At 32.9% G+C, this 18614-nt stretch carries 21 protein-coding genes; 10 read left to right on the top strand and 11 right to left on the bottom strand.

The genetic code is table 11. The features are described 5' to 3' along the window. Both AA089_RS25155 and AA089_RS07105 read left to right on the top strand, forming a co-directional pair. A partial coding sequence (locus tag AA089_RS25155) for a zinc ribbon domain-containing protein (RefSeq protein ID WP_193786562.1) occupies positions 1-803 on the top strand: 803 nt, incomplete at its 5' end. Between the two features lie 656 nt (positions 804-1459). Continuing rightward, the gene (locus AA089_RS07105; protein ID WP_046756234.1) at positions 1460-1687 is read left to right on the top strand and encodes a hypothetical protein; all 228 of its coding nucleotides are present in this window, start codon (positions 1460-1462) and stop codon (positions 1685-1687) included. Positions 1688-1760: 73 nt separating this feature from the next. On the opposite strand, the gene AA089_RS07100 is transcribed toward AA089_RS07105, so the two are convergent. The 3 genes from AA089_RS07100 to AA089_RS07090 all read right to left on the bottom strand — a co-directional run bounded on the left by AA089_RS07100 (position 1761) and on the right by AA089_RS07090 (position 3429). Further along, entirely contained in the window at positions 1761-2219 is a 459-nt protein-coding gene (locus tag AA089_RS07100; protein ID WP_046756233.1) for a ferritin-like domain-containing protein, read from the bottom strand. 37 nt (positions 2220-2256) lie between these two features. Beyond that, on the bottom strand, positions 2257-2703 hold the full coding sequence (locus AA089_RS07095) for a hemerythrin domain-containing protein (protein WP_046756232.1): 447 nt from the start codon (positions 2701-2703) through the stop codon (positions 2257-2259). Positions 2704-2850: 147 nt separating this feature from the next. Continuing rightward, positions 2851-3429 carry a hypothetical protein gene (locus AA089_RS07090; RefSeq protein ID WP_046756231.1) on the bottom strand — a complete coding sequence of 193 codons (579 nt, stop codon included), beginning with the start codon at positions 3427-3429 and terminating at the stop codon, positions 2851-2853. A 206-nt stretch (positions 3430-3635) separates the two neighbouring features. Here AA089_RS07090 and AA089_RS07085 point away from each other — a divergent pair, with 206 nt between their 5' ends. The 5 genes from AA089_RS07085 (at position 3636) to AA089_RS07070 (ending at position 8741) form a co-directional block, all read left to right on the top strand. Then, positions 3636-4748 (top strand): DNA topoisomerase IB, encoded by a 1113-nt coding sequence (locus AA089_RS07085; protein WP_046756230.1) that lies wholly within the window; start codon positions 3636-3638, stop codon positions 4746-4748. A 443-nt stretch (positions 4749-5191) separates the two neighbouring features. Next, positions 5192-5359 carry a hypothetical protein gene (locus tag AA089_RS24655; protein ID WP_156168937.1) on the top strand — a complete coding sequence of 56 codons (168 nt, stop codon included), beginning with the start codon at positions 5192-5194 and terminating at the stop codon, positions 5357-5359. A 297-nt stretch (positions 5360-5656) separates the two neighbouring features. After that, on the top strand, positions 5657-6502 hold the full coding sequence (locus AA089_RS07080; RefSeq protein ID WP_046756229.1) for an RICIN domain-containing protein: 846 nt from the start codon (positions 5657-5659) through the stop codon (positions 6500-6502). Between the two features lie 209 nt (positions 6503-6711). Beyond that, positions 6712-7974, top strand: coding sequence for a putative DNA modification/repair radical SAM protein (locus AA089_RS07075; protein ID WP_046756228.1), 1263 nt, complete (start codon positions 6712-6714; stop codon positions 7972-7974). Next, positions 7974-8741, top strand: coding sequence for a TIGR03915 family putative DNA repair protein (locus AA089_RS07070; protein WP_046756227.1), 768 nt, complete (start codon positions 7974-7976; stop codon positions 8739-8741). Before AA089_RS07075 ends, AA089_RS07070 begins: the two co-directional genes overlap by 1 nt. A 46-nt stretch (positions 8742-8787) precedes the next feature. Here AA089_RS07070 and AA089_RS24650 read toward each other — a convergent pair whose 3' ends face one another. The 4 genes from AA089_RS24650 to AA089_RS07055 all read right to left on the bottom strand — a co-directional run bounded on the left by AA089_RS24650 (position 8788) and on the right by AA089_RS07055 (position 12284). Further along, positions 8788-8949, bottom strand: coding sequence for a hypothetical protein (locus AA089_RS24650; protein ID WP_156168936.1), 162 nt, complete (start codon positions 8947-8949; stop codon positions 8788-8790). Between the two features lie 130 nt (positions 8950-9079). Then, complete coding sequence (locus AA089_RS07065) at positions 9080-9922, bottom strand: universal stress protein (protein ID WP_046756226.1); 843 nt, start codon at positions 9920-9922, stop codon at positions 9080-9082. Between the two features lie 86 nt (positions 9923-10008). After that, on the bottom strand, positions 10009-11064 hold the full coding sequence (locus tag AA089_RS07060; protein ID WP_046756225.1) for a response regulator: 1056 nt from the start codon (positions 11062-11064) through the stop codon (positions 10009-10011). Further along, positions 11061-12284, bottom strand: coding sequence for a PAS domain-containing sensor histidine kinase (locus tag AA089_RS07055; protein ID WP_046756224.1), 1224 nt, complete (start codon positions 12282-12284; stop codon positions 11061-11063). The genes AA089_RS07060 and AA089_RS07055 overlap by 4 nt, the downstream gene beginning before the upstream one ends. Before the next feature lie 157 nt (positions 12285-12441). Here AA089_RS07055 and AA089_RS07050 point away from each other — a divergent pair, with 157 nt between their 5' ends. Both AA089_RS07050 and AA089_RS07045 read left to right on the top strand, forming a co-directional pair. Further along, a complete protein-coding gene (locus tag AA089_RS07050; RefSeq protein WP_046756223.1) occupies positions 12442-13218 on the top strand; it encodes a patatin-like phospholipase family protein in 777 nt (258 codons plus the stop codon). 180 nt (positions 13219-13398) lie between these two features. Continuing rightward, entirely contained in the window at positions 13399-13626 is a 228-nt protein-coding gene (locus tag AA089_RS07045) for a hypothetical protein (protein WP_046756222.1), read from the top strand. 83 nt (positions 13627-13709) lie between these two features. Here the strand turns inward: AA089_RS07045 and AA089_RS07040 are convergent, their stop codons facing one another. Both AA089_RS07040 and AA089_RS07035 read right to left on the bottom strand, forming a co-directional pair. After that, positions 13710-14591, bottom strand: a complete 882-nt coding sequence (locus AA089_RS07040) for a DUF6268 family outer membrane beta-barrel protein (RefSeq protein ID WP_046756221.1) — start codon at positions 14589-14591, stop codon at positions 13710-13712. Between the two features lie 129 nt (positions 14592-14720). Then, positions 14721-15185 (bottom strand): hypothetical protein, encoded by a 465-nt coding sequence (locus tag AA089_RS07035; RefSeq protein WP_046756220.1) that lies wholly within the window; start codon positions 15183-15185, stop codon positions 14721-14723. 188 nt (positions 15186-15373) lie between these two features. On the opposite strand from AA089_RS07035, the gene AA089_RS07030 reads away from it, so the two are divergent. Then, positions 15374-16411, top strand: coding sequence for a helix-turn-helix transcriptional regulator (locus AA089_RS07030; RefSeq protein WP_046756219.1), 1038 nt, complete (start codon positions 15374-15376; stop codon positions 16409-16411). Here the strand turns inward: AA089_RS07030 and cls are convergent. Together cls and AA089_RS07020 are read right to left on the bottom strand one after the other, a co-directional pair. After that, on the bottom strand, positions 16408-17829 hold the full coding sequence (gene cls, locus AA089_RS07025) for a cardiolipin synthase (RefSeq protein WP_046756218.1): 1422 nt from the start codon (positions 17827-17829) through the stop codon (positions 16408-16410). The two genes, AA089_RS07030 and cls, sit on opposite strands and share 4 nt — an antisense overlap. Continuing rightward, positions 17829-18458: an SOS response-associated peptidase family protein gene (locus AA089_RS07020; protein ID WP_046756217.1), complete on the bottom strand. Its 630-nt coding sequence runs from the start codon at positions 18456-18458 to the stop codon at positions 17829-17831. Before AA089_RS07020 ends, cls begins: the two co-directional genes overlap by 1 nt. Between the last annotated feature and the right edge of the window lie 156 nt (positions 18459-18614).

The following is an 18614-nucleotide window of genomic DNA, read 5'->3' as shown; positions in this document are numbered from 1 at the left end:
AGCAATTGTTTTTAAAAGTCAATAATATCAACGCAAAAAAGAATGGCGCTGGTTTTAAGCATAAAAAGAACAATCCGCATTTGCCATTAAAAGGATTTATAACTTGTGATAGTTGCGGAAAACCAATCACGGGATATACAGAAAAAGTATATAAGATAAACTATTACAGATGTAACGCAAAAGGTTGTAGCGGTTACAGTCGTGCCGATAAATTAAACGAGAAGTTTAAAAACCTTTTAACGACATTTCAAATAGACGAAAAATTCATTGCACCGTTAAAACTTCAAATGAAATATACCTTTGAGTATTACAATGAATCAAATAAAGATGTTACAGAGCATTTAAGATACAATCTAAAGGCAATTAAAGAAAAGATTGAAAAAGTAGAGGAACGTTTTGTATATGGCGAAATAAATATGGAACTTTACAGTAAGCATAGTGAAAAATTAAAATTGGAAGAAGCAGGAGTATTGAAGGAAATTGAAAAAAGTACAATTGAAAAATCTAAGTTTAATTTACATGTTGAAAACTCAATAAAATTACTAGCTAACTTACCTAATATGTGGGAGTTATCAGATTGTATGGTAAAACAGAAATTGCAAAATCTATTGTTCCCTAATGGAATTAGGTATAACCGTCAAAATGATAGTTATCTAAGTTTAGAAGTGAATCCAGTATTAAATATAATAAATACATTATCAGTAAGTTACAGTGTTAAAAAAAGTAACTCAAACACAAACAAAATGAAAAAATTTCACGAGGTAAGCCTTGGAAAAAATTTAGGGAAATTCATGTGGTTTTAGTTTTTCCCAAAAAGAAAAACTAAAAATACCTCTGGAAAAGTTCCCTTTCTTTTGTTTCTTTTCTTTGGGAAAGCAAAGAAAATGAAAATAAAACACTGAAAATATGGTATTTATCAAGGAGCTTCTAAGCTCAATCATAAATATGAATTGAATAACTTATATCCAACGGACGTTATTTAAGCATAGAATTTGGCGTTTGCATCAAATGAATTTAGTGAGTAGAAGTTTGTTGTAATTACGCTTCCAAAAAACTTTATAAATATACTGGCGAAGTTTTTTTATAATCCAAGTTACGCTTTTATAAAATGTTAACGCATTTGTAGTACAGTTAGGAGACTTAGAAATAGGAGACTTAAAACGCTTAAAAAACGAATCAATTTTTTGGTTGAATCATCAAAAATAGTGCTTTCATCGTTGTAGCTAATAAGTATTCTTGTATCAATAGAAATTTTTAAAGCAGCAAAAATCCTTTTTTCTACTCGAAATTTATGAATTCCCATGTTTAATTTCAACAACCCTTTTTCATTGTAAAGTCCTTTAAAATATGATGGCGTAAATATTCTTATTGACGATTCATGAATGGTCAATGCCGTTTCTTGTTTCCCATACGATCGTTTTGGATATTCGAGTCATAGAAATCATTAAAAAACATCAAAATGAAAAAGTCAAGCTTAAAAAGTTTACGATTAAACAAGAAATCAATTTCAAGTTTAAATCTTCAAGAAACCATTAAAGGAGGTATTTCGGGATATCACTATTTGTGTAGTTCTTTAGACTGTGCAGGTACAGAACACGCACCGTCAGAATCTGGTAGTGAACTAATTGATTGTTGGGGAACAACCGTTTTAACATACGGAAATAGAACTTGTGACGATTCGCTTTAAGAAGAAAACGATGAACACAAAAAAATGCCTCAGTTTTTGCTGAGGCATTTTTTTTATACTTGGAAATCAATTACTATTGAATTGATTCTAATGTTTTAATAGTATCCAACTCGTGCTTAATTGTTGCTCTGTGCTTATTTAATACACTCTCAATACGTGCTGGTACGTGAGGTTCGTTTTCTTTACTCAATAATTCATCATACTCACTCAAGGCAGCTTTTTCTCCTGTAATGGCAGCTTCTAACATCGCTTCATCATTATCTGAGCTAAACCATGATTTTACGTCCATCCAAGTTCTGTGTGCAGATCCTTGAATACTTCCGCCTTTATCAATTTCTTGTCCTAAATCTTTTAATTCTGCTTTAATCTCATGTCCAAAATTGTAACGTTCTGAAGCTCTACGCTCAAAGAAGTTTTTTAAATTTTGTGACTTTGCATTTTCGGCAGCTTTTTTGTAACCTTTCTCAGCATCATAATTCTTCTCTAAAAGGTCATTCAATCTATTTCCTAATTCATCTGTGTAGTTGTACATAATTTTTTCTTTTTTTAGTATTAATATTTTTTTTTAATCAAGCTACACCGTTGCGACATTTGTCCATAAACGCAACATATTTTGTAGCAAGTTCTTCTTTTTGTTTTTCAGTCAACACTTTTCCTGCTAACTGAAAAAAGGTGCGTTCTTCATCTTCTAAATGATGAAGTACTTTGTGTTGTAAATCTTTGGCATATTTTAACCACGCGGAAGAATCTTGTTCCGTTTCTTCCAACTTTTCCACCAACTCATCAATCTCATGATGTTCTGCAATTCCATGTCGTGCATGATCTTGCATCATATCATCACTAATTAATGGTTTGTAAAAATGACGTTCTTCAGCATCTTCATGAATCTTCAATTCGTGCTTCACAGCTTCAAATAATTGTGTTCTTCGTTCGCTATCTCCAGAAGTTTCAATTAATTCATCAAGTAATTTGCGCTGTATGTCGTGGTCTTTTCTAATAGCTTCAAAAATTTTCATAGCAATTTTTTTAGAGATAGCTCCAATTAACGAAAGCCATCGTAATTTATTTTTTTCTTTTTCTATTCTCTATTCTCTATTCTCTATTCTCTATTCTCTATTCTCTTTCTTCTTTTCTCTCTTCTCTCAATTTGAAAAAAACTCAGATTAGTCCGAGTAAATTTCAGTATATCCTTCTAATCTCGCTTCTAAAGCAGCTTCCGTTGCAAAATATTTGTAAGCTGAATTAAACACTCTATTTGGTCGCTCACCAACAATAAAATGTTTTACATTTAAGTCTGGTGCATTTAAGGTAATTTGATCAGATACACGTACTTTTTTATCTCCTAAGGTTTTATCTCCTTTTTCTAAAGATGAAACTACAATCAAATTATTTTTACTAGCATATACTTTATCAATTTCAATCTCATGTTCCACTCCGTCAACTTCAGCTTCTACCATAATAGTACGTTCTTCTTTCTCTCCAAACTCATCTGGCATATTCACATCTACATAAGGAACTTCTACTTCAACTTCTTCCATCACAACTACTACTTTCGGTACTTCAACAGTTTTGGTTCTTGTACCAATTTCTACATCTGCCCATTCTACATCAAATGATGGTAACTGTCCTTCTTCGACAGAAACATCAACATCTGGTAATTTAGTTTCTTGGGTTTGCTTTACATCACAACTTGTAGCAAATAATAGTGACAAGGCTGTAAGTGATAACATTAATTTTTTCATTTTTTACTTATTTTTGGTTAAACAATTTTTAATGCATTAAATCGAACTTCGATTTGTTGATACAAAGATATCTCTTGAATAAAGTCAGTATTGCCGTAAAAAATTTTTATATTAACTCAAACAATAAATCAGATTGTATTTTACATAAAAATTAACAAAATTTGAATAAAATAAATCGAGATAGTTAGTTTCTAAATACAAACGGCATGAAAAATTATACGTTAAATAAAGCATTCATTAAAGCATTACGGTCACAGCCGGAAGACATCATTGACATCTACAACTTAACGTATACAACACCCGATATTTTAAGTATTTTGAGAAAACGAGTGAAGGAAGATTTTGTATATGAATTGCATGGAAAACCCATCACTAAAACAACCGATTTAGAACGTGTAAAAGGGTTAGTTATTCCACCAGCTTGGAGAAATGTTCGAATTGCACGTTTGGAAAATGCACACTTACAAGCCACAGGAAGAGACGAAAAAAACAGAAAACAATATCGATACCATCCTAAATGGCAAAAAATTCGGAATCAGACCAAATTCTTCAAAATGATTTCATTTGCAGAAGCATTGCCCAAACTCAGAAAACAAGTGTTTATAGATATTGAGCAAAAAAAATGGACGCGTACCAAAGTATTGGCAATTGTCATCAGATTATTAGAAGAATCGCATATCCGAATCGGGAATGAATATTATGCTAAAAAAAATAATACCTACGGATTGTCAACCATGCGCACGCGACACATAGAAACCTATAAAGAAAAATTTACACTTCAATATATTGGCAAACGTGGAAAAGAACACAAAGTCACAATTAGAAATAAAAAATTAACACGTTTGTTGAACAAATGTGAGGAAATTCCAGGTTGGGAATTGTTTCAATATTATGACGAATTTGGTGAAAAACATTCCATTGATAGTGGCATGGTAAACGAATACATTCACAGTTTGTGTGGCGATATCTTTTCAGCGAAAGACTTCCGAACGTGGGCAGCATCATTGATCTTTTTTGATACATTAAAAAATATGCCGCGCACCGAGGATGTAAAGGTAAAGGAAAAACAAATTTTAGAAGGAATTGATGCAGCAGCGGTCGCGCTGAATAATACCCGAACTGTGTGTCGTAAATATTATGTACATCCCATTATTGCACAACGTTATTTAGAAGGAAAATTGCAACCGTATTTTGACATGGTAGATACATTATCGCCATCAAAAGAAACAGATTTACAGCCAAATGAAAAAGCACTCAAAGCATTATTAGAAACGTACAGACCTACAATAAATGAAGGGATAAATATTACCATTTCTTAAAGCTAAATTCCAAAAAATCAATATATTAATTAACGTGAATTCGACGTAAAAATTTCGTTTGATACTTGTCTTTTCCGCAGTATAGCAGGGGTTTTCCGTTAAAAATTTTTGAATCCTTGGAAATCGATGATTCATGAACTCCTTGATTTAAAATAAAAAGATTGTGAACTAAAAAATTTAGGGAAATTCATGCGGTTTTAGTTTTTTTCAAAAAGAAAAACTAAAAATACCTCTGGAAAAGTTCCCTTTCTTTTGTTTCTTTTCTTTGGGAAAGCAAAGAAAATGAAAATAAAACACAGAAAATGTGGTATTTAGCAAAGAGTTTGTAAGCTCAATTACAAATATGAATTGAATCACTTACAGAGCTGACGTTAATTACGGTTTATCCGTAGAGCATTCAGCGTTTAAAACTATAATTTAGGGCAAACCAAAAAATTATAATCATGTTAAAATCAATTTTGAATGTAAAAGGAGCACAAGAGCTCAACAAAAAAGAACAAGGAAGTATCAATGGAGGAATTCAATTTCCCATAGGTTGTGTACGCCGATCAGATTGTTTCTTTATTGACAGAGCATCAAGATGTATCAACCGTATTTGTGTATTTCTATAACAGTATATAGTAATGTAAGAGGCTGTCTAAAAAGTTGAATTTCGTCAAACCGAACTTGATTCGATTTCTCATAACCATTGAAAATCAGTATAATGAGATTCTAAATCAAGTTCAGAATGAGGCTTTCTAATACTTATTGGACAACCTCTTTTTCGTTATACATAGATTTTAAAAATAACGATCGAAGCACAATTCGGAAGTTCACTTAACTAATTTACATACACTTAAGCCGTAATAATTTTTCATGCTTTAAAAAAGTAGTAGTTTGTGAAGAGAAAACCAACCAAAATTAACTTCATGAAAAAACTAATAAGCATACTTGTGCTTTGTGCAGGATTTACAATTGCTACTTATGCGCAAGATATAGTAGATACCAACAAGTGGTACACGCTAGAAAATGCCAAGAGCAATGGCAAAATGGCTAATAACGGACAAAAAACTACAGGAGCCGTAATGGTTGCTAAGCTGCAAATTGCAACAGGCGGTCATTGGCGATTTATCCCGAATGGCGATAAAGGATTGTATCGAATTCAAAATCGTGACTCTAAAATGTTTCTTGCAAACTTTGGAGCAAGACAAAGAGGTTCCAAAATAAAACAAACAAATAGTCCAGGTCCAGGCGCATTGTGGCGTGTCATAAAACTAGCTGGCGGCGGTTTTTTGATACAAAACAATATGACTTCCATGTTTATTGGAATCATTGAAAGTAAAAACAATACACCTTTAATTCAAGCAACTTCATTAAGTTCACGAATTGTTTGGAAACCAGCATTTGTGCAACCCAAAACAAGTACAACTACAACAACAGGAACCACTACAAACGCGGGTCCACCAAAAAATACAAACGCCAAAGCATTTAGAGCAAAAAGAGGCGGAAGAGTTGCAAAAGTAGTCGTTCGGTATACAGATCAAATTTCGTTTGTAGGGAAAAATCCAAGAGTAGGACAGCGAGTATACTTCTTTCATCAGCAATTGGCAAATGCACGCGCAGACAAAATCAGCTTCAATCCAAAACATCCAAAAATATGTGGAAACACGTATATTGTGACACAAGTATTGCCAAAAATAAAATTCAATAAACCGATGCCAAACATGAGAAATCGTACAAATGATAGCTTCATGTTTGTGGTAGAAATATTTTAAAATAAACACATACACATATAACGGTCGTCTGAAAAGTGGAATTTTCAGGCAGCCGCTTTTTTTTGCTTAACTATATAATTCATTCACATAATAGTCTTTTAAACATTTAACAGAATTAAATTAAACATATGTTTTAAAATTGTCTGTAAAATGTTATATTTGCAGTCATTGTAGTAGTCAATATTCCCAAATATCAAACAGAAACTTTTATGTCTTTTGAACGAATCAAAGAAAAGCTCAATATCCTCGCAGATGCAGCAAAATACGATGTATCCTGTTCTTCTAGCGGAAGCAATAGAGCCAATAAAAATAAAGGTTTAGGAGATGCAACGGGCATGGGAATTTGTCACACATACACTGAAGATGGACGCTGTGTTTCGTTGTTAAAAATATTACTGACCAATCATTGTATTTTTGATTGTGCATATTGTGTGACTCGAAAAAGTAATGATATCAAACGTGCAGCTTTTAAAGTGCAAGAAGTTGTCGATTTAACCATTAATTTCTACCGCAGAAACTACATTGAAGGTTTATTTCTCAGTTCAGGAATCTTCAAAAATGCAGATTACACCATGGAGCGTTTAGTCTCAGTTGCTAAAAAATTACGCTTGGAAGAAAACTTCAATGGATACATACATTTAAAATCAATTCCAGGTGCTTCGGATGAACTCATGCGTGAAGCTGGTTTGTATGCTGATAGACTGAGTGTTAATATAGAAATTCCAACACGAGCAGGTTTAAAAAGGCTGGCGCCAGATAAAAATCGGGAAGACTTCATCAAGCCGATGAAAAAGGTTAAAAACGAAATTATTCAATACAAAGCTGAGAAAAAAATTATCAAAAGTACGCCGAAATATGCACCAGCTGGGCAAAGTACGCAAATGATTATTGGCGCAAGTGGCGAAAATGATTATCAAATAATGACAGCTTCTAACTTTTTCTACAAAAAATTCAACCTGAAACGTGTGTATTATTCAGGATATGTGCCGATAAGTTACGACAGTCGATTGCCACAAATTGGCACGGAAGTACCAATGTTACGAGAAAATCGATTGTATCAAACCGATTGGTTGATGCGTTTTTATGGTTTTGATGTAAGTGAAATTCTCAATGAAAATTACCAACATTTGGACTTAGACATAGATCCAAAATTGGGTTGGGCATTGCGTAATATTGAGCATTTTCCTGTAGATATCAATCAAGCAGACAAGCGCATGTTGGCAAGAGTGCCAGGTTTGGGAATGCAATCAGTTTATAAAATTTTGCAAGCTCGAAAATTTAGACAACTCAACTGGGAACATCTCAAACGTTTAGGTGTTGCGCTCAATAGAGCAAAATATTTTATCGTGTGCAATTCTAATCAATTTGAACGTCGCGATTTGCAACCTGCAACCATCAAAGGTTTGATTTTACAAAATTCTAAAAGTAAGTTTCGAAACGCAACAAGTAGTCAATTAAATTTATTTGGCTAATGCAACAAGTATTAACATATGACGGTTCGTTTGAAGGTTTTCTAAGTGTAGTATTTAAGATATATGAAGAAAAATTAGTACATGTTGATATTCAAAAAGTAGCACATGTACAGCCATCGTTTTTTGGAGCTGTAGCAGAAGTACTTACTTCCAAAGAACATGCGGATAGAGTGTGGAAAGGATTGAAAAAAAAATTGACCACTTACGGTCGAAATCAAATATATTATTCGTTTCTCAGTGAAGAATTGGCAGTTGAAAATATATTGTTAGATTACATTCAGCAAGTTTTTGCTTCCAAAGAAAATATAGAGAAAGATTTTTCAAATTTGACAGTTTTAAAACTAGCCAAAATAACCAAAAGTGTAGGGCGTGAAAAACATCGGATGGAAGCATTTGTGCGTTTCCGATTGACCAAAGATAATTTGTATTTTGCGAGTATTGAACCCGATTTTAACGTATTGCCATTAATTTCAAAACACTTCAAATCGCGCTATGCTGATCAAAAGTGGATGATTTATGATATTAAACGAAAATACGGATTGTATTATAATTTGCATACGGTAGAAATTGTAGCGATGGAATTTCCAAAAAGCTTTGACTTTACGAAAACTTCTGATGATTTCTTTGCAAATGCTGAATTGGAGTTTCAAGAATTGTGGCAAAACTATTTTAAGAGTACAAATATTGAATCGCGAAAAAATATGTTGTTGCATGTGCGACATGTGCCAAAACGCTACTGGAAATATCTCAGCGAAAAACAGCCTTAAGTTGTAGTTATGGAAGCGCTCATCAAGTAATGATGATGATACTATATTAGATAGTCATGGTCAATGCTACTGCAAAAATTAAAATAGCTAACACAGCGGCAATGAAGAAAAATGCTATTTTTGTCTTCTTATTTTTTTGAAAAATGTAATTTCCTTGTTCTTTATTTTCATCTTTAACAAAATCGAAATCTTCGTTTCCTTGTTTCATAGTTGTATATTTTTTAGAGTTATTAATTTATTTGTTACAAAGATATGAAAGCTTGTTCCGTACGATTAACGGATATCATTTTACTATTGACTCAAATGCTTTTTTGTACTTGAAATGAAGATTTTTTAGGCTATTCGTGCAGCACTAAAAAAGGAATATCCGTATGATAACTAATTTTTTCTACTTTGGTATGAAATAAAATTTGCTGGAAATAATTCAAGTTTTTGGCTACCATGATCATCAAATCTATATTGCTTTTTTCTGTAAAATCTTGAATGGCTTCTTCAACTTTAGTGTTCGTCAAAAAGTGAAAACTGTATTTATAATCATCAAAAAAGTCTTCCAATAGTTCTTTATTTGCTTGCTGATTTGCATTCAGTTGTTCATTGGCTTTTGTAATGTACGGAATGCGCAATGAAGCATTGGTTCTATCTAGAATATTGACAATTGGCGATAAGGTTTGCATATTGTACGATAAAATGAAATCGGTTGGAAACGCAATTTCGTTAATATCTGTATATTTTGCATTTTCTGGAATAACCAACGTGGTACATTTTACTTTTGTAATTACGGCGCCTGTATTACTTCCAGCAATATATGCTTTCAAGCCAGAAGCACCTTTTGTTCCCATGATAATTAAATCAATCTTCTTTTCTTCTACATGATTTCGAATGGATTCGATAAAGAAATTATGATCGGTAAGTGTGTAAAAATGATGTTTTTTATTTGTTGGAAGTGTCTTTTTAATTCGGTGTATTACACGTTGTAATTCTCTTTGTGCAGGTTTTACATATACATCTTCAATGACATCTAAGGTAGGAGTATAGCGTACTTCTTCATCAATAAGATTGCTCAGTCTATTAACATTCAACACATAAAATTTACAATTAAAATCTTTTAAATATTGAAGTCCATACGCTATGGCGTTCCACGAGTTCTCAGAAAAGTCTGTTGGTAATAATATATTTTTCATCTAGATGACACTTTGATAACAAATCTAAATGGAAGCAATTAGTTAAAATATGATATTTGTCATGTTTTCAACTTTTTAGAAGAGACTCAACAGATTTGCTGCAGTTTTTGAAGGTCTACAATTTTGATATTTCGTCCTTCAATTTCGATCAAGCCTTGTTTTTTGAAGCTCGACATGGTTCTGATGAGTGTTTCGGTGGCAATTCCTGCAACGCTTGCCAAATCGTTTCTCGAAATTTTGATTGGATCGTCTGGCTTGCGATTCAATTTTTCAGCAAATTTTAAAATTGTCGTTGCCGTTTTTTTGTACACAGAACTATACGCCATTTGAAGCAATTGATCTTTTACCGTAGACAAATTATCTGTTAACAACTGAATCAATTCGAGCGTAACTTTATGGTTTTTATTTAAAACATTTTTCAACTCATTTTTAGACAAACCTACAATTTCTACGTCCTTGATGGCAGTTGCAGTTTCCTGATATGCAATGTTTTGTGTAAATGATGTGTAGCCAAATAAATCGTCTTCTTTGTGTAAAGCTGTTGTCAGTTCTTTTCCTTGTTCGTCTAATTTATAACACTTTACAACGCCTTTTGTAATCAAGTAAATAAAGTTAGAATTTTGTCCTTCTTCATAGATAACTTCATCTTTTTTATACGTGAAAATCTCGCCGTTGTCATCAAAGAAATTCTTCAAATCGTTTAGCGTGCGAATATTGCTTTCATCTTCAGCAAAAGTCGTATGTTGATACTTCTCGCGTTCTTCTTGTAAAATTAATGCCTTCGCAATACGACTTTCAATGGCACTAATGAGTTCGTCTTCGGAAAATGGCTTGGTAATATAATCATCTGCGCCTAAGTCCATTCCTTTACGGACATCTTGACGTTCCGTTTTTGCAGATAAAAAAATGAAAGGAATATATTTTGTATGATCTTGTTTCGATAAAAATTCTAGCACACCGTAACCGTCCAATTCGGGCATCATAATATCACATACAATAGCATCAGGAAGTAATTGTTGCGCTATTTCAACACCAACTTTTCCATTTGGAGCTGTCGTGACATCGTACGCAGCAAGTTCGAGTAATTCGGCAGTATTTTCGCGTAAAACGGCATCATCTTCTATTAACAATACTTTTTTCATAATTCAGCTTTATTAGGAATCGTAATCGTAAATACAGTACCTTCATTTTCAACACTTTCAAAGGCAATACTTCCGTGCAAATTTTCTAAATGATCTTTTACAATATTCAATCCAATACCAGTTCCTTCCGTCAACAAGGCATTTTCGGCTCTAAAATAACGATTAAAAATATTTTTTTGATCTTTCTCAGGAATTCCAATTCCATTATCTCTTACTTGAAACGTTGTCGTAGTTTCATTTTGTGTAATGATAATATCAATAATGGTATTTTCAGACGAATATTTAATGGCATTGTGAACCAAATTTGACAAGGCTAATTCCACAATTTTTTCATCTTGATATAGTGAAAAACTGTCAATATTTTCAGGATAATTGATTTGTTGTCCATCTTTCAACAACATATTTGCATTGTACACAACCTCGTTTATCACCTTACTCACTTTAAAAGTAGAAAGCTTATAATTGACTTTTCCTTTTTGTAATTTCTCTATCGAAAGAAAATCATTCAAAATATTATTTAAATAATGAACTTTATCAGAAATCGTTTTAATGTGTTTGTCACGTTTTTGTTGCTGTTCCGTAAGCTTATATTTGCTTAACAACATGGTGGATGTCAAAATTCCACTCAGCGGAGTTTTGAACTCATGTGAAACTAAGGATAAAAATTTTGTCTTTAATTCGTTTAGTTCCTGTTCTCTTTTCAATGCAGTTTTTGCCTCTTCTTCTGCTTCCAAACGTTTGGCATTTTCTACTTCTAGTTGCTCAATTGTTTCGCTCAATTCTTGTGTCCGCAACAGCACTTTTTGCTCCAACTGTGTGTTTAAATCTTTAATCTTTTGCTCGTGTTCTTTTCGAATAGAAATATCTATCACCAGTGCCATGACATAATTTTTTCCGTATATAGAAAAAGGGTTCAATCCAGCTTCTAAAGGAAAAACACTTCCATCTTTTCTAGCGCCATAAATATCACGACCTTGTCCCATTTGGCGACGTTGCTTAGCTTTCATAAAACCATTAAAATGTGCATCGTGCCCAGCGTGGTAGTTTTTTGGAATAAGAATATTTAAATGTTGTTTGTCGAGTTCGTCTTTCGTGTACCCAAACATTTTTTCAGCAGCACTATTTACTTCCACTACTTTTTGATGTTCATCAACAATAATAACACCTTCAGAAACAGAGCCTAAAAGGACATTAAAAATTTCTTGGTCTTGTTTAAACATAGTACTTTTTTGGAGTTTTTAAAATTAGGAAAAAAACAGAAGATAACCTTGCGGGTTGGCAGATCATTCCTAAAAATAAATAATAACTATTTTGGTTGTTTTGACTTTGAATTCTTGTTAATTTCTCTAAATTTAAAGATTAAAAAAAATAATCATCATGAAAATTGGGTTAGCACTTTCTGGTGGCGGAAGCAAAGGAGTTGCGCATATTGGAGCTATCAAAGCGTTGGAAGAACACGGCATAGTAGCAACACACATTGCAGGTTCAAGTGCAGGAGCTATTGTTGGCGGATTGTATGCTTATGGCTATTCTTGGGAAACGATGTTGCGTTTTTTTAAAAGTGTAAAAGTGTTAAATTTCACAAAGTTTGCCTTGGGAAAACCTGGTTTCTTAGATGCAGAAAAATATTATTCAGAGTTCAAAACGTACTTTAGGAAAGATAGTTTTGATGGACTTGAAAAGGAATTGACTATTACCGCTACAGATATTTTAAATGGCAGACTCAAAATATTTAATGAAGGCGAACTCATTAAGCCAATATTAGCTTCAGCAGCATTTCCAGGAATTTTTACACCTGTACAAGTAGGAAATAACTATTATATTGACGGTGGTGTAATGGACAATTTTCCTGTGGAATACCTCAGAGAAACTTGCGATATTGTTATTGGAATTCACGTAAGTGGTTACGATGTGCTCGAAATTAAAGATTTGAAAAGTACGTATGGAGTGGTTGAACGCGCATTTATGCTGAAATCAGTTCAAGAAGACTATGCAAAATTAAAATATTGCGATATTGCCATTGTTCCGAAAGCATTGAATAAGTACAGAACTTTTGATAGAACACACGTAGATGAAATTTTCAATATTGGTTATGCTGTGGCAACGGAAGTACTTGAAAAAAGTGAACTGGTACAGGCAAAATTTCAAAACTAATCGTATGGTAGTTTGATCAAATACTACAAAAAAGCGAACTGTTTAATATCTGAAAAACAGCAGCTTACATGGGCTTTATTTTAATGCTTACAATTCATAAAACACGAGAGTAGTTCTTTTTTTACACACTAAATCTTTTGTAATTTCCAGTATTCAGTTTCATTAAAAAAACTTTATATCATGAAAAAAAAGAATTTAAAAACATTGTCATTAAACAAAAAAGTAGTTTCTAGTTTAAAGCCTTCACTTCAAGGTGGACGCAATAATTTAGAACTTGCGTTAACGGATGCGGATGTTCGCGTGTGTAACAATTCTATTATTGACGGAAGTAACTGTATGTCGCAAGGTGGTTGCACAGGTGGAACGGACGAAACGATGACGTGTGCAGCTTGGTCTTGTACGTGTTAATTAGTTAAAAACTGTACACTATATATAGTTTAAGAGCGAACTTCGGTTCGCTTTTTCCATGTTATATTGAAAGAGTATTTGATTTAAATTTTGAATTTTACTCCAGTACGCAGGTAAATTCTAGCCTGATTGTCCAGCGAAAAAAGTGTTTCTCTATCTTCACTTCGTAATTCGTTATTTATGGCAAAAATATAAGCTGCACGAGCATAAAACTGCAAACGTTTGGTAAAATAATATTCGTATTGCAATCCAGATAAAATCAACGATAAATTAATGCTTCTTGCAGCAGTGCCATCAATCATAGGAACGTCTCGTTGTAAGTTGGACGTAAAACCATCCAATTGTGCATAAGCTTTTAAACGATGTTTTTCTGAAAAATAATGTTGCAAATTCGTTTTTGGAATTCCTAAATTGTAGGACCATTTGGGATGAAATTTTTTAAAATAACTCACAAAAGGCAATGGGAAATTAAATCCAGAATTTCCTCCATACGAAACTCCTAAAATCCACTTTTGAGCTTTACCAAAACTAACTTCTCCCGTTTTAATAAATACGACATTTCCAGAGAGTACAATGTCGTCAAAACTCAACGCATCAGCCGCTAAATTTGTGCTAAAACCAGGTTGAAAACGAATTCCCAAACGCCAATTGTTTCGTAAAGGTGTCGTATATCCGAAACTAAAATCGAGCAATTGAAAGTCATTCAAATCACGAGTGTCAAAAGGAAAATCGATTTCAGATTGAAGTTTAATATTACTATAATCTAATCCTAAAAATAAATACGTTCCTTCTTTTTTTAGTTTAATAGGGTAATTAAACAATGCACGAAAACGTGTATACTCAACATCTGATTTCGCATTCGGAATAATAGTGTAATCTATACGGGCTAAATCGCTTAATTGTGCATGCAAGTTTGCAGAATAGCATAAAATACTTACTAGAAAAATACGTAGAATGGTTTGCATGCAGTGATTGTGTGATTTGTTGTGAAAAAATAGAATTTAGTTCGTCTTAAAAAACGAAAAACCAACGTACTATTACTTTATAATACTACGTTGGTAGTTTGTTATATATTTCTGAGGATAATATACTGATTAAAATTGGTATCGAATACCAAGTGCAATGTCTAAATCCAAATCGTCACTATATGCGTCATCAAAACCAAGTTCTGGACGGATATCTAAAGAAATTAATAATGGGATATCAAAGTTGTATTCAATTCCTACATTTCCTGCAATTAACGCAAATGAACCGTCAGCAACAGGTGTGTCATAAGATCCAATTCCTCCACCAGCACCAAGATACCAATTAAAGTTTCCATCAAGCGGACGAACCCACTGATACAAACCAACTAGTTTAAAGGCGTCTACGTCGTTTCTGCTTCGGAATCCTAGATCGAATTCCAAACGATTATTATCATTTAAATATCTTTGGTACGAAATTTCGGCACCAAGACCGTCATTATCTCCAAATCGTAAACCAATCGCGTTTTTTGAAATATCTTGCGCGAAAATTGTAGTCGAAAATGCTAAAAAGCATACATAAAATAATGTTTTCATGAGTTATTTTTTTAATTACAACACAAAAATAGACTTTGCGGTGTTGTCGCATTTGCTCATTTACTAAAAAGATTGATGCAATCGTTGTCTTTTTAAGATTAATATAAGTTGATGCTGCTTTTTTCAGTACATTTGAATCAATACAATGTATTATTTACATCAAAATTAATTGTAACGAAGGTGAAATTATGAAGGTAATCAATATTACTGCAACAGATACTGCGGGCACTGTAGCTCAAATTCAAGAAGTTATTGGTGGTACTATCATAGAAAGATGGGGAGAACATATTTTGAAGGTAGATAATGAACTAGCCAAAGGATCTATTCATTTTATCGAGTTTGAATGGGGCGGAAGTTTGCTTGAATACAATATTACGTTTTTTGAAGAAATAGAACTCATCATGGATGCCTCTGAATACAATCCGATACATTTTACATATTGTTTAAAAGGATATTGTGAACATCGTTTTCATGATGAAAAGAAACGTAGAATGTTGAAAGAGTTGCAACCATCTATCATCACTTCTAAAAGTGGAGGCTATAATCACGGATATTTTCCAAAAGATATCTATTTGCATATCAATGTGGTTCAAATCAGTAGAGTACGATTTATTAGAAAACGATTAAATGATGCGTCTATTTTAAACCGAAAACTCTACGAAGTTTTTCACGATTCGTACCATGAAAATCGGTTTGTATATATAGGAACGTATAATTTGAAATTAGCGGAATTTATTGATTCTCTTAACAGAATTGAGCAGAAAGGAATGCTTCGTATCATGATGATTGAAGGGATTGTATATCAAATTTTATGTTTGCACATGATGCAACACGACAAAGACGTAAAAACAAGGAAAAATGCGGCGCCTATTTTGATGGAAGATTTAGAAACTGTACGAGAAATAGCAGAAAATATTTCAGATGACGTTTCTAAGGAATACACGTTAGATCAATTGGCAGAACATAGTGGTTTGACGCAAGCTAAATTGCAAGAAGGTTTCAAGCATTTATTCACACGAACGGTTACAGAATATATACGACATGTGCGGTTGGAAAAAGCACGTGACTTGATTAATGATAAAGGAAATAATATGAATATCTCTCAAATTGTCTATACCATCGGTTTGAGTAGTCGTAGTTATTTTTCGAAAATTTTTAAGCGTAAATATGGAATCAGTCCAAGTGAATTTTTAAAGAATAAGCAAAATGAAAAAATTACCGCTTAAAGTAATGGGCTAAAAATTCGGGCTGCTCCTTCTAATAATTTTGTTTTTAGGGAACGTTTTTTAAATTCTTCATAATCTAATGACTCACAATGATCTAGTTCTGATTCAAAATCATTGGAAAGTTCTTCGGCAATTTCTGCATCATAAATTAAGGTATTGGTTTCGTAGTTGTGTTCAAAACTTCGATAGTCAAAATTTCCTGAACCTATCGTAGCAATTTCCTTATCTACGATCATGAGCTTGCTATGCGAAAAACTATTGAGTGTGTAGATTTTTACACCGGTGCGTAACAATTCTTGGAAGTTAGAAAACATACTATATTTTGCCAAATGCGAATCACTTTCTTTAGGGACCATAATTCGGACATCAATACCTTGCAAAGCCGCCATTTTTATAGCTTCAAGTAAAGCTTTGTTAGGAATAAAATACGGATTTTCAATATATATAGAACGCTCTGCGACACCAATCATAGCTAAATATTGATGTAAAATAGATAAATTTCTATGGTCTGGTCCGCCAGAAATAATTTGAACAAGCGTGTTTCCCGTTTCCGCTTGTTTTGGCAAGTATTTCTCAGTCGCATGCAATGTATCGTTGCTTGCAAAATAATAATCTTTAATGAAAATTCTATGCAAATGATCGATCACTAAACCTTTCAATTGGATATGCGTATCACTCCATTTCCCCAAAATAGAATCAGCACTAATGTATTTATCAGATATATTTACGCCACCTGTAAACGCCAATGTTCCATCGATGATTAGAATTTTTCTATGATTTCGATAATTTAGGGTAGAGAGAATGGTATTAAATTTTAAAGGAAGTATTGGAAACACATGAGCGCCTATTTTTTTTAGCTGTTTCAGACGTTTTCGTTTCAAACCATAGCTTCCAAAAGCATCATATAATATTCTGATTTCGACACCTTCTGCGATTTTTCGTTCAAAAATATCGAGCATACGTGTCAGTAATTCTCCATTTTCTACAATATAATATTGCATGTGAATAAAGTTTTCAGCTTTTTCCAATGCGTTAAAAATGGTGTCAAACGTTTGTTTTCCTTCTTTTAACAATACGACTTCATTTCCTTCTAGTGCAGGAAAATCAGAACTCTGTTTTAGTAAATCGTTCATTCTAGCATATTTCTTCTTGCTAAAAGGATGCTCGTCTTCATCAATATTATGAACAATGTCTTTAAAATCGTATAAACGACGTTTTGCATTAAAATTGAGCCGAAAAAATTTGAATTTCTTACGATTAATCCCAAAAACAATGTACAGAATAACACCTGCAATCGGAAGTGAAAAAATGATGAGCAGCCACCCAACAGAACGCGCAGGTCTATTGCCATACAAAAGTATGTTGAAGGCAGCCCAGATGAAGCTAATGATATATATAGTGTAGAAAGTGGTGAGCATTAGGAAGCTATTCGCTGAATTTTAAATTTGGTTAAATATGGTTTTGAAATAATTTGTTGAATGTCGTTCTCAGCTGTTTCATGACTTAACCACATGTTTTTAAATAACAGTGGAATTTCCAATGGCATATGATCGTACAGATTTTTTTCTGAAGACAACAAATCATTAACTTTCGTGTTGATTACTGAACAGGTAACAAATCCGTCACCTAAAATATTGTAAATACCTGCCAATGCAAAAGGAGTTGCATTTTCTTTTTCTACTAAAAATTTTCGAACATCCGTATCCACTATTTTATAGATGTAAAATCCTGTAACTAAAATTAAACAACGTCTTTTATTAAGCGCTTCCTTATATAATATGTTGTTAGAAATATCTTGTCTATTCGTATGTAGTGTAGTTTTTAATTGTTGAAATTTTTTCCATTCGCCTTCAAAATTCTGAGGAAGAATTCCCCAAATTCCCTCTGTTATATAGTGCGGATCATGCATCGTAATGATAGGAATTGATTGTTCTTTTAAACCGTCTATTTTTAGTTTGGATCTGTATATATTCGGATATCGTAATGGTAATCCAAAGGTAAGTTCTAAGGAAGTTTTACTGGCAACATTTGATAATTTATAGTTCATTTTTTGTGTTTTTTGCTTTCAAAAAAGCGTCATAATTCGTGGTTCTATTGTATGGATCAAATGTACAATCATTCCCTTAGTTGCATTGACTCATTTACTTTGGGTTTTGATTCATTTCATTGAAAATAAGCCGAAAAAGCCCTAAAAATGCCCAAT

This window comes from Kordia jejudonensis, from assembly GCF_001005315.1.
GTDB classification, from domain to species: domain Bacteria; phylum Bacteroidota; class Bacteroidia; order Flavobacteriales; family Flavobacteriaceae; genus Kordia; species Kordia jejudonensis.
The sequence above is the reverse complement of the archived record's forward strand: the minus strand, read 5'-3'. Positions and strand labels throughout refer to the sequence as shown.

What these genes read in the sequence shown, in the direction of transcription:
- AA089_RS07020 (WP_046756217.1), bottom strand. Translation starts at nt 18,458, where the DNA reads ATGAACTATAAATTATCAAATGTTGCCAGTAAAACTTCCTTAGAACTT.
- AA089_RS07060 (WP_046756225.1), bottom strand. Translation starts at nt 11,064, where the DNA reads ATGAAAAAAGTATTGTTAATAGAAGATGATGCCGTTTTACGCGAAAAT.
- AA089_RS07095 (WP_046756232.1), bottom strand. Translation starts at nt 2,703, where the DNA reads ATGAAAATTTTTGAAGCTATTAGAAAAGACCACGACATACAGCGCAAA.
- AA089_RS07090 (WP_046756231.1), bottom strand. Translation starts at nt 3,429, where the DNA reads ATGAAAAAATTAATGTTATCACTTACAGCCTTGTCACTATTATTTGCT.
- AA089_RS24650 (WP_156168936.1), bottom strand. Translation starts at nt 8,949, where the DNA reads ATGAAACAAGGAAACGAAGATTTCGATTTTGTTAAAGATGAAAATAAA.
- AA089_RS07045 (WP_046756222.1), top strand. Translation starts at nt 13,399, where the DNA reads ATGAAAAAAAAGAATTTAAAAACATTGTCATTAAACAAAAAAGTAGTT.
- AA089_RS07080 (WP_046756229.1), top strand. Translation starts at nt 5,657, where the DNA reads ATGAAAAAACTAATAAGCATACTTGTGCTTTGTGCAGGATTTACAATT.
- AA089_RS07075 (WP_046756228.1), top strand. Translation starts at nt 6,712, where the DNA reads ATGTCTTTTGAACGAATCAAAGAAAAGCTCAATATCCTCGCAGATGCA.
- cls (WP_046756218.1), bottom strand. Translation starts at nt 17,829, where the DNA reads ATGCTCACCACTTTCTACACTATATATATCATTAGCTTCATCTGGGCT.
- AA089_RS07065 (WP_046756226.1), bottom strand. Translation starts at nt 9,922, where the DNA reads ATGAAAAATATATTATTACCAACAGACTTTTCTGAGAACTCGTGGAAC.
- AA089_RS07050 (WP_046756223.1), top strand. Translation starts at nt 12,442, where the DNA reads ATGAAAATTGGGTTAGCACTTTCTGGTGGCGGAAGCAAAGGAGTTGCG.
- AA089_RS07040 (WP_046756221.1), bottom strand. Translation starts at nt 14,591, where the DNA reads ATGCAAACCATTCTACGTATTTTTCTAGTAAGTATTTTATGCTATTCT.
- AA089_RS07030 (WP_046756219.1), top strand. Translation starts at nt 15,374, where the DNA reads ATGAAGGTAATCAATATTACTGCAACAGATACTGCGGGCACTGTAGCT.
- AA089_RS07085 (WP_046756230.1), top strand. Translation starts at nt 3,636, where the DNA reads ATGAAAAATTATACGTTAAATAAAGCATTCATTAAAGCATTACGGTCA.
- AA089_RS07105 (WP_046756234.1), top strand. Translation starts at nt 1,460, where the DNA reads ATGAAAAAGTCAAGCTTAAAAAGTTTACGATTAAACAAGAAATCAATT.
- AA089_RS07070 (WP_046756227.1), top strand. Translation starts at nt 7,974, where the DNA reads ATGCAACAAGTATTAACATATGACGGTTCGTTTGAAGGTTTTCTAAGT.
- AA089_RS07055 (WP_046756224.1), bottom strand. Translation starts at nt 12,284, where the DNA reads ATGTTTAAACAAGACCAAGAAATTTTTAATGTCCTTTTAGGCTCTGTT.
- AA089_RS07035 (WP_046756220.1), bottom strand. Translation starts at nt 15,185, where the DNA reads ATGAAAACATTATTTTATGTATGCTTTTTAGCATTTTCGACTACAATT.
- AA089_RS07100 (WP_046756233.1), bottom strand. Translation starts at nt 2,219, where the DNA reads ATGTACAACTACACAGATGAATTAGGAAATAGATTGAATGACCTTTTA.
- AA089_RS24655 (WP_156168937.1), top strand. Translation starts at nt 5,192, where the DNA reads ATGTTAAAATCAATTTTGAATGTAAAAGGAGCACAAGAGCTCAACAAA.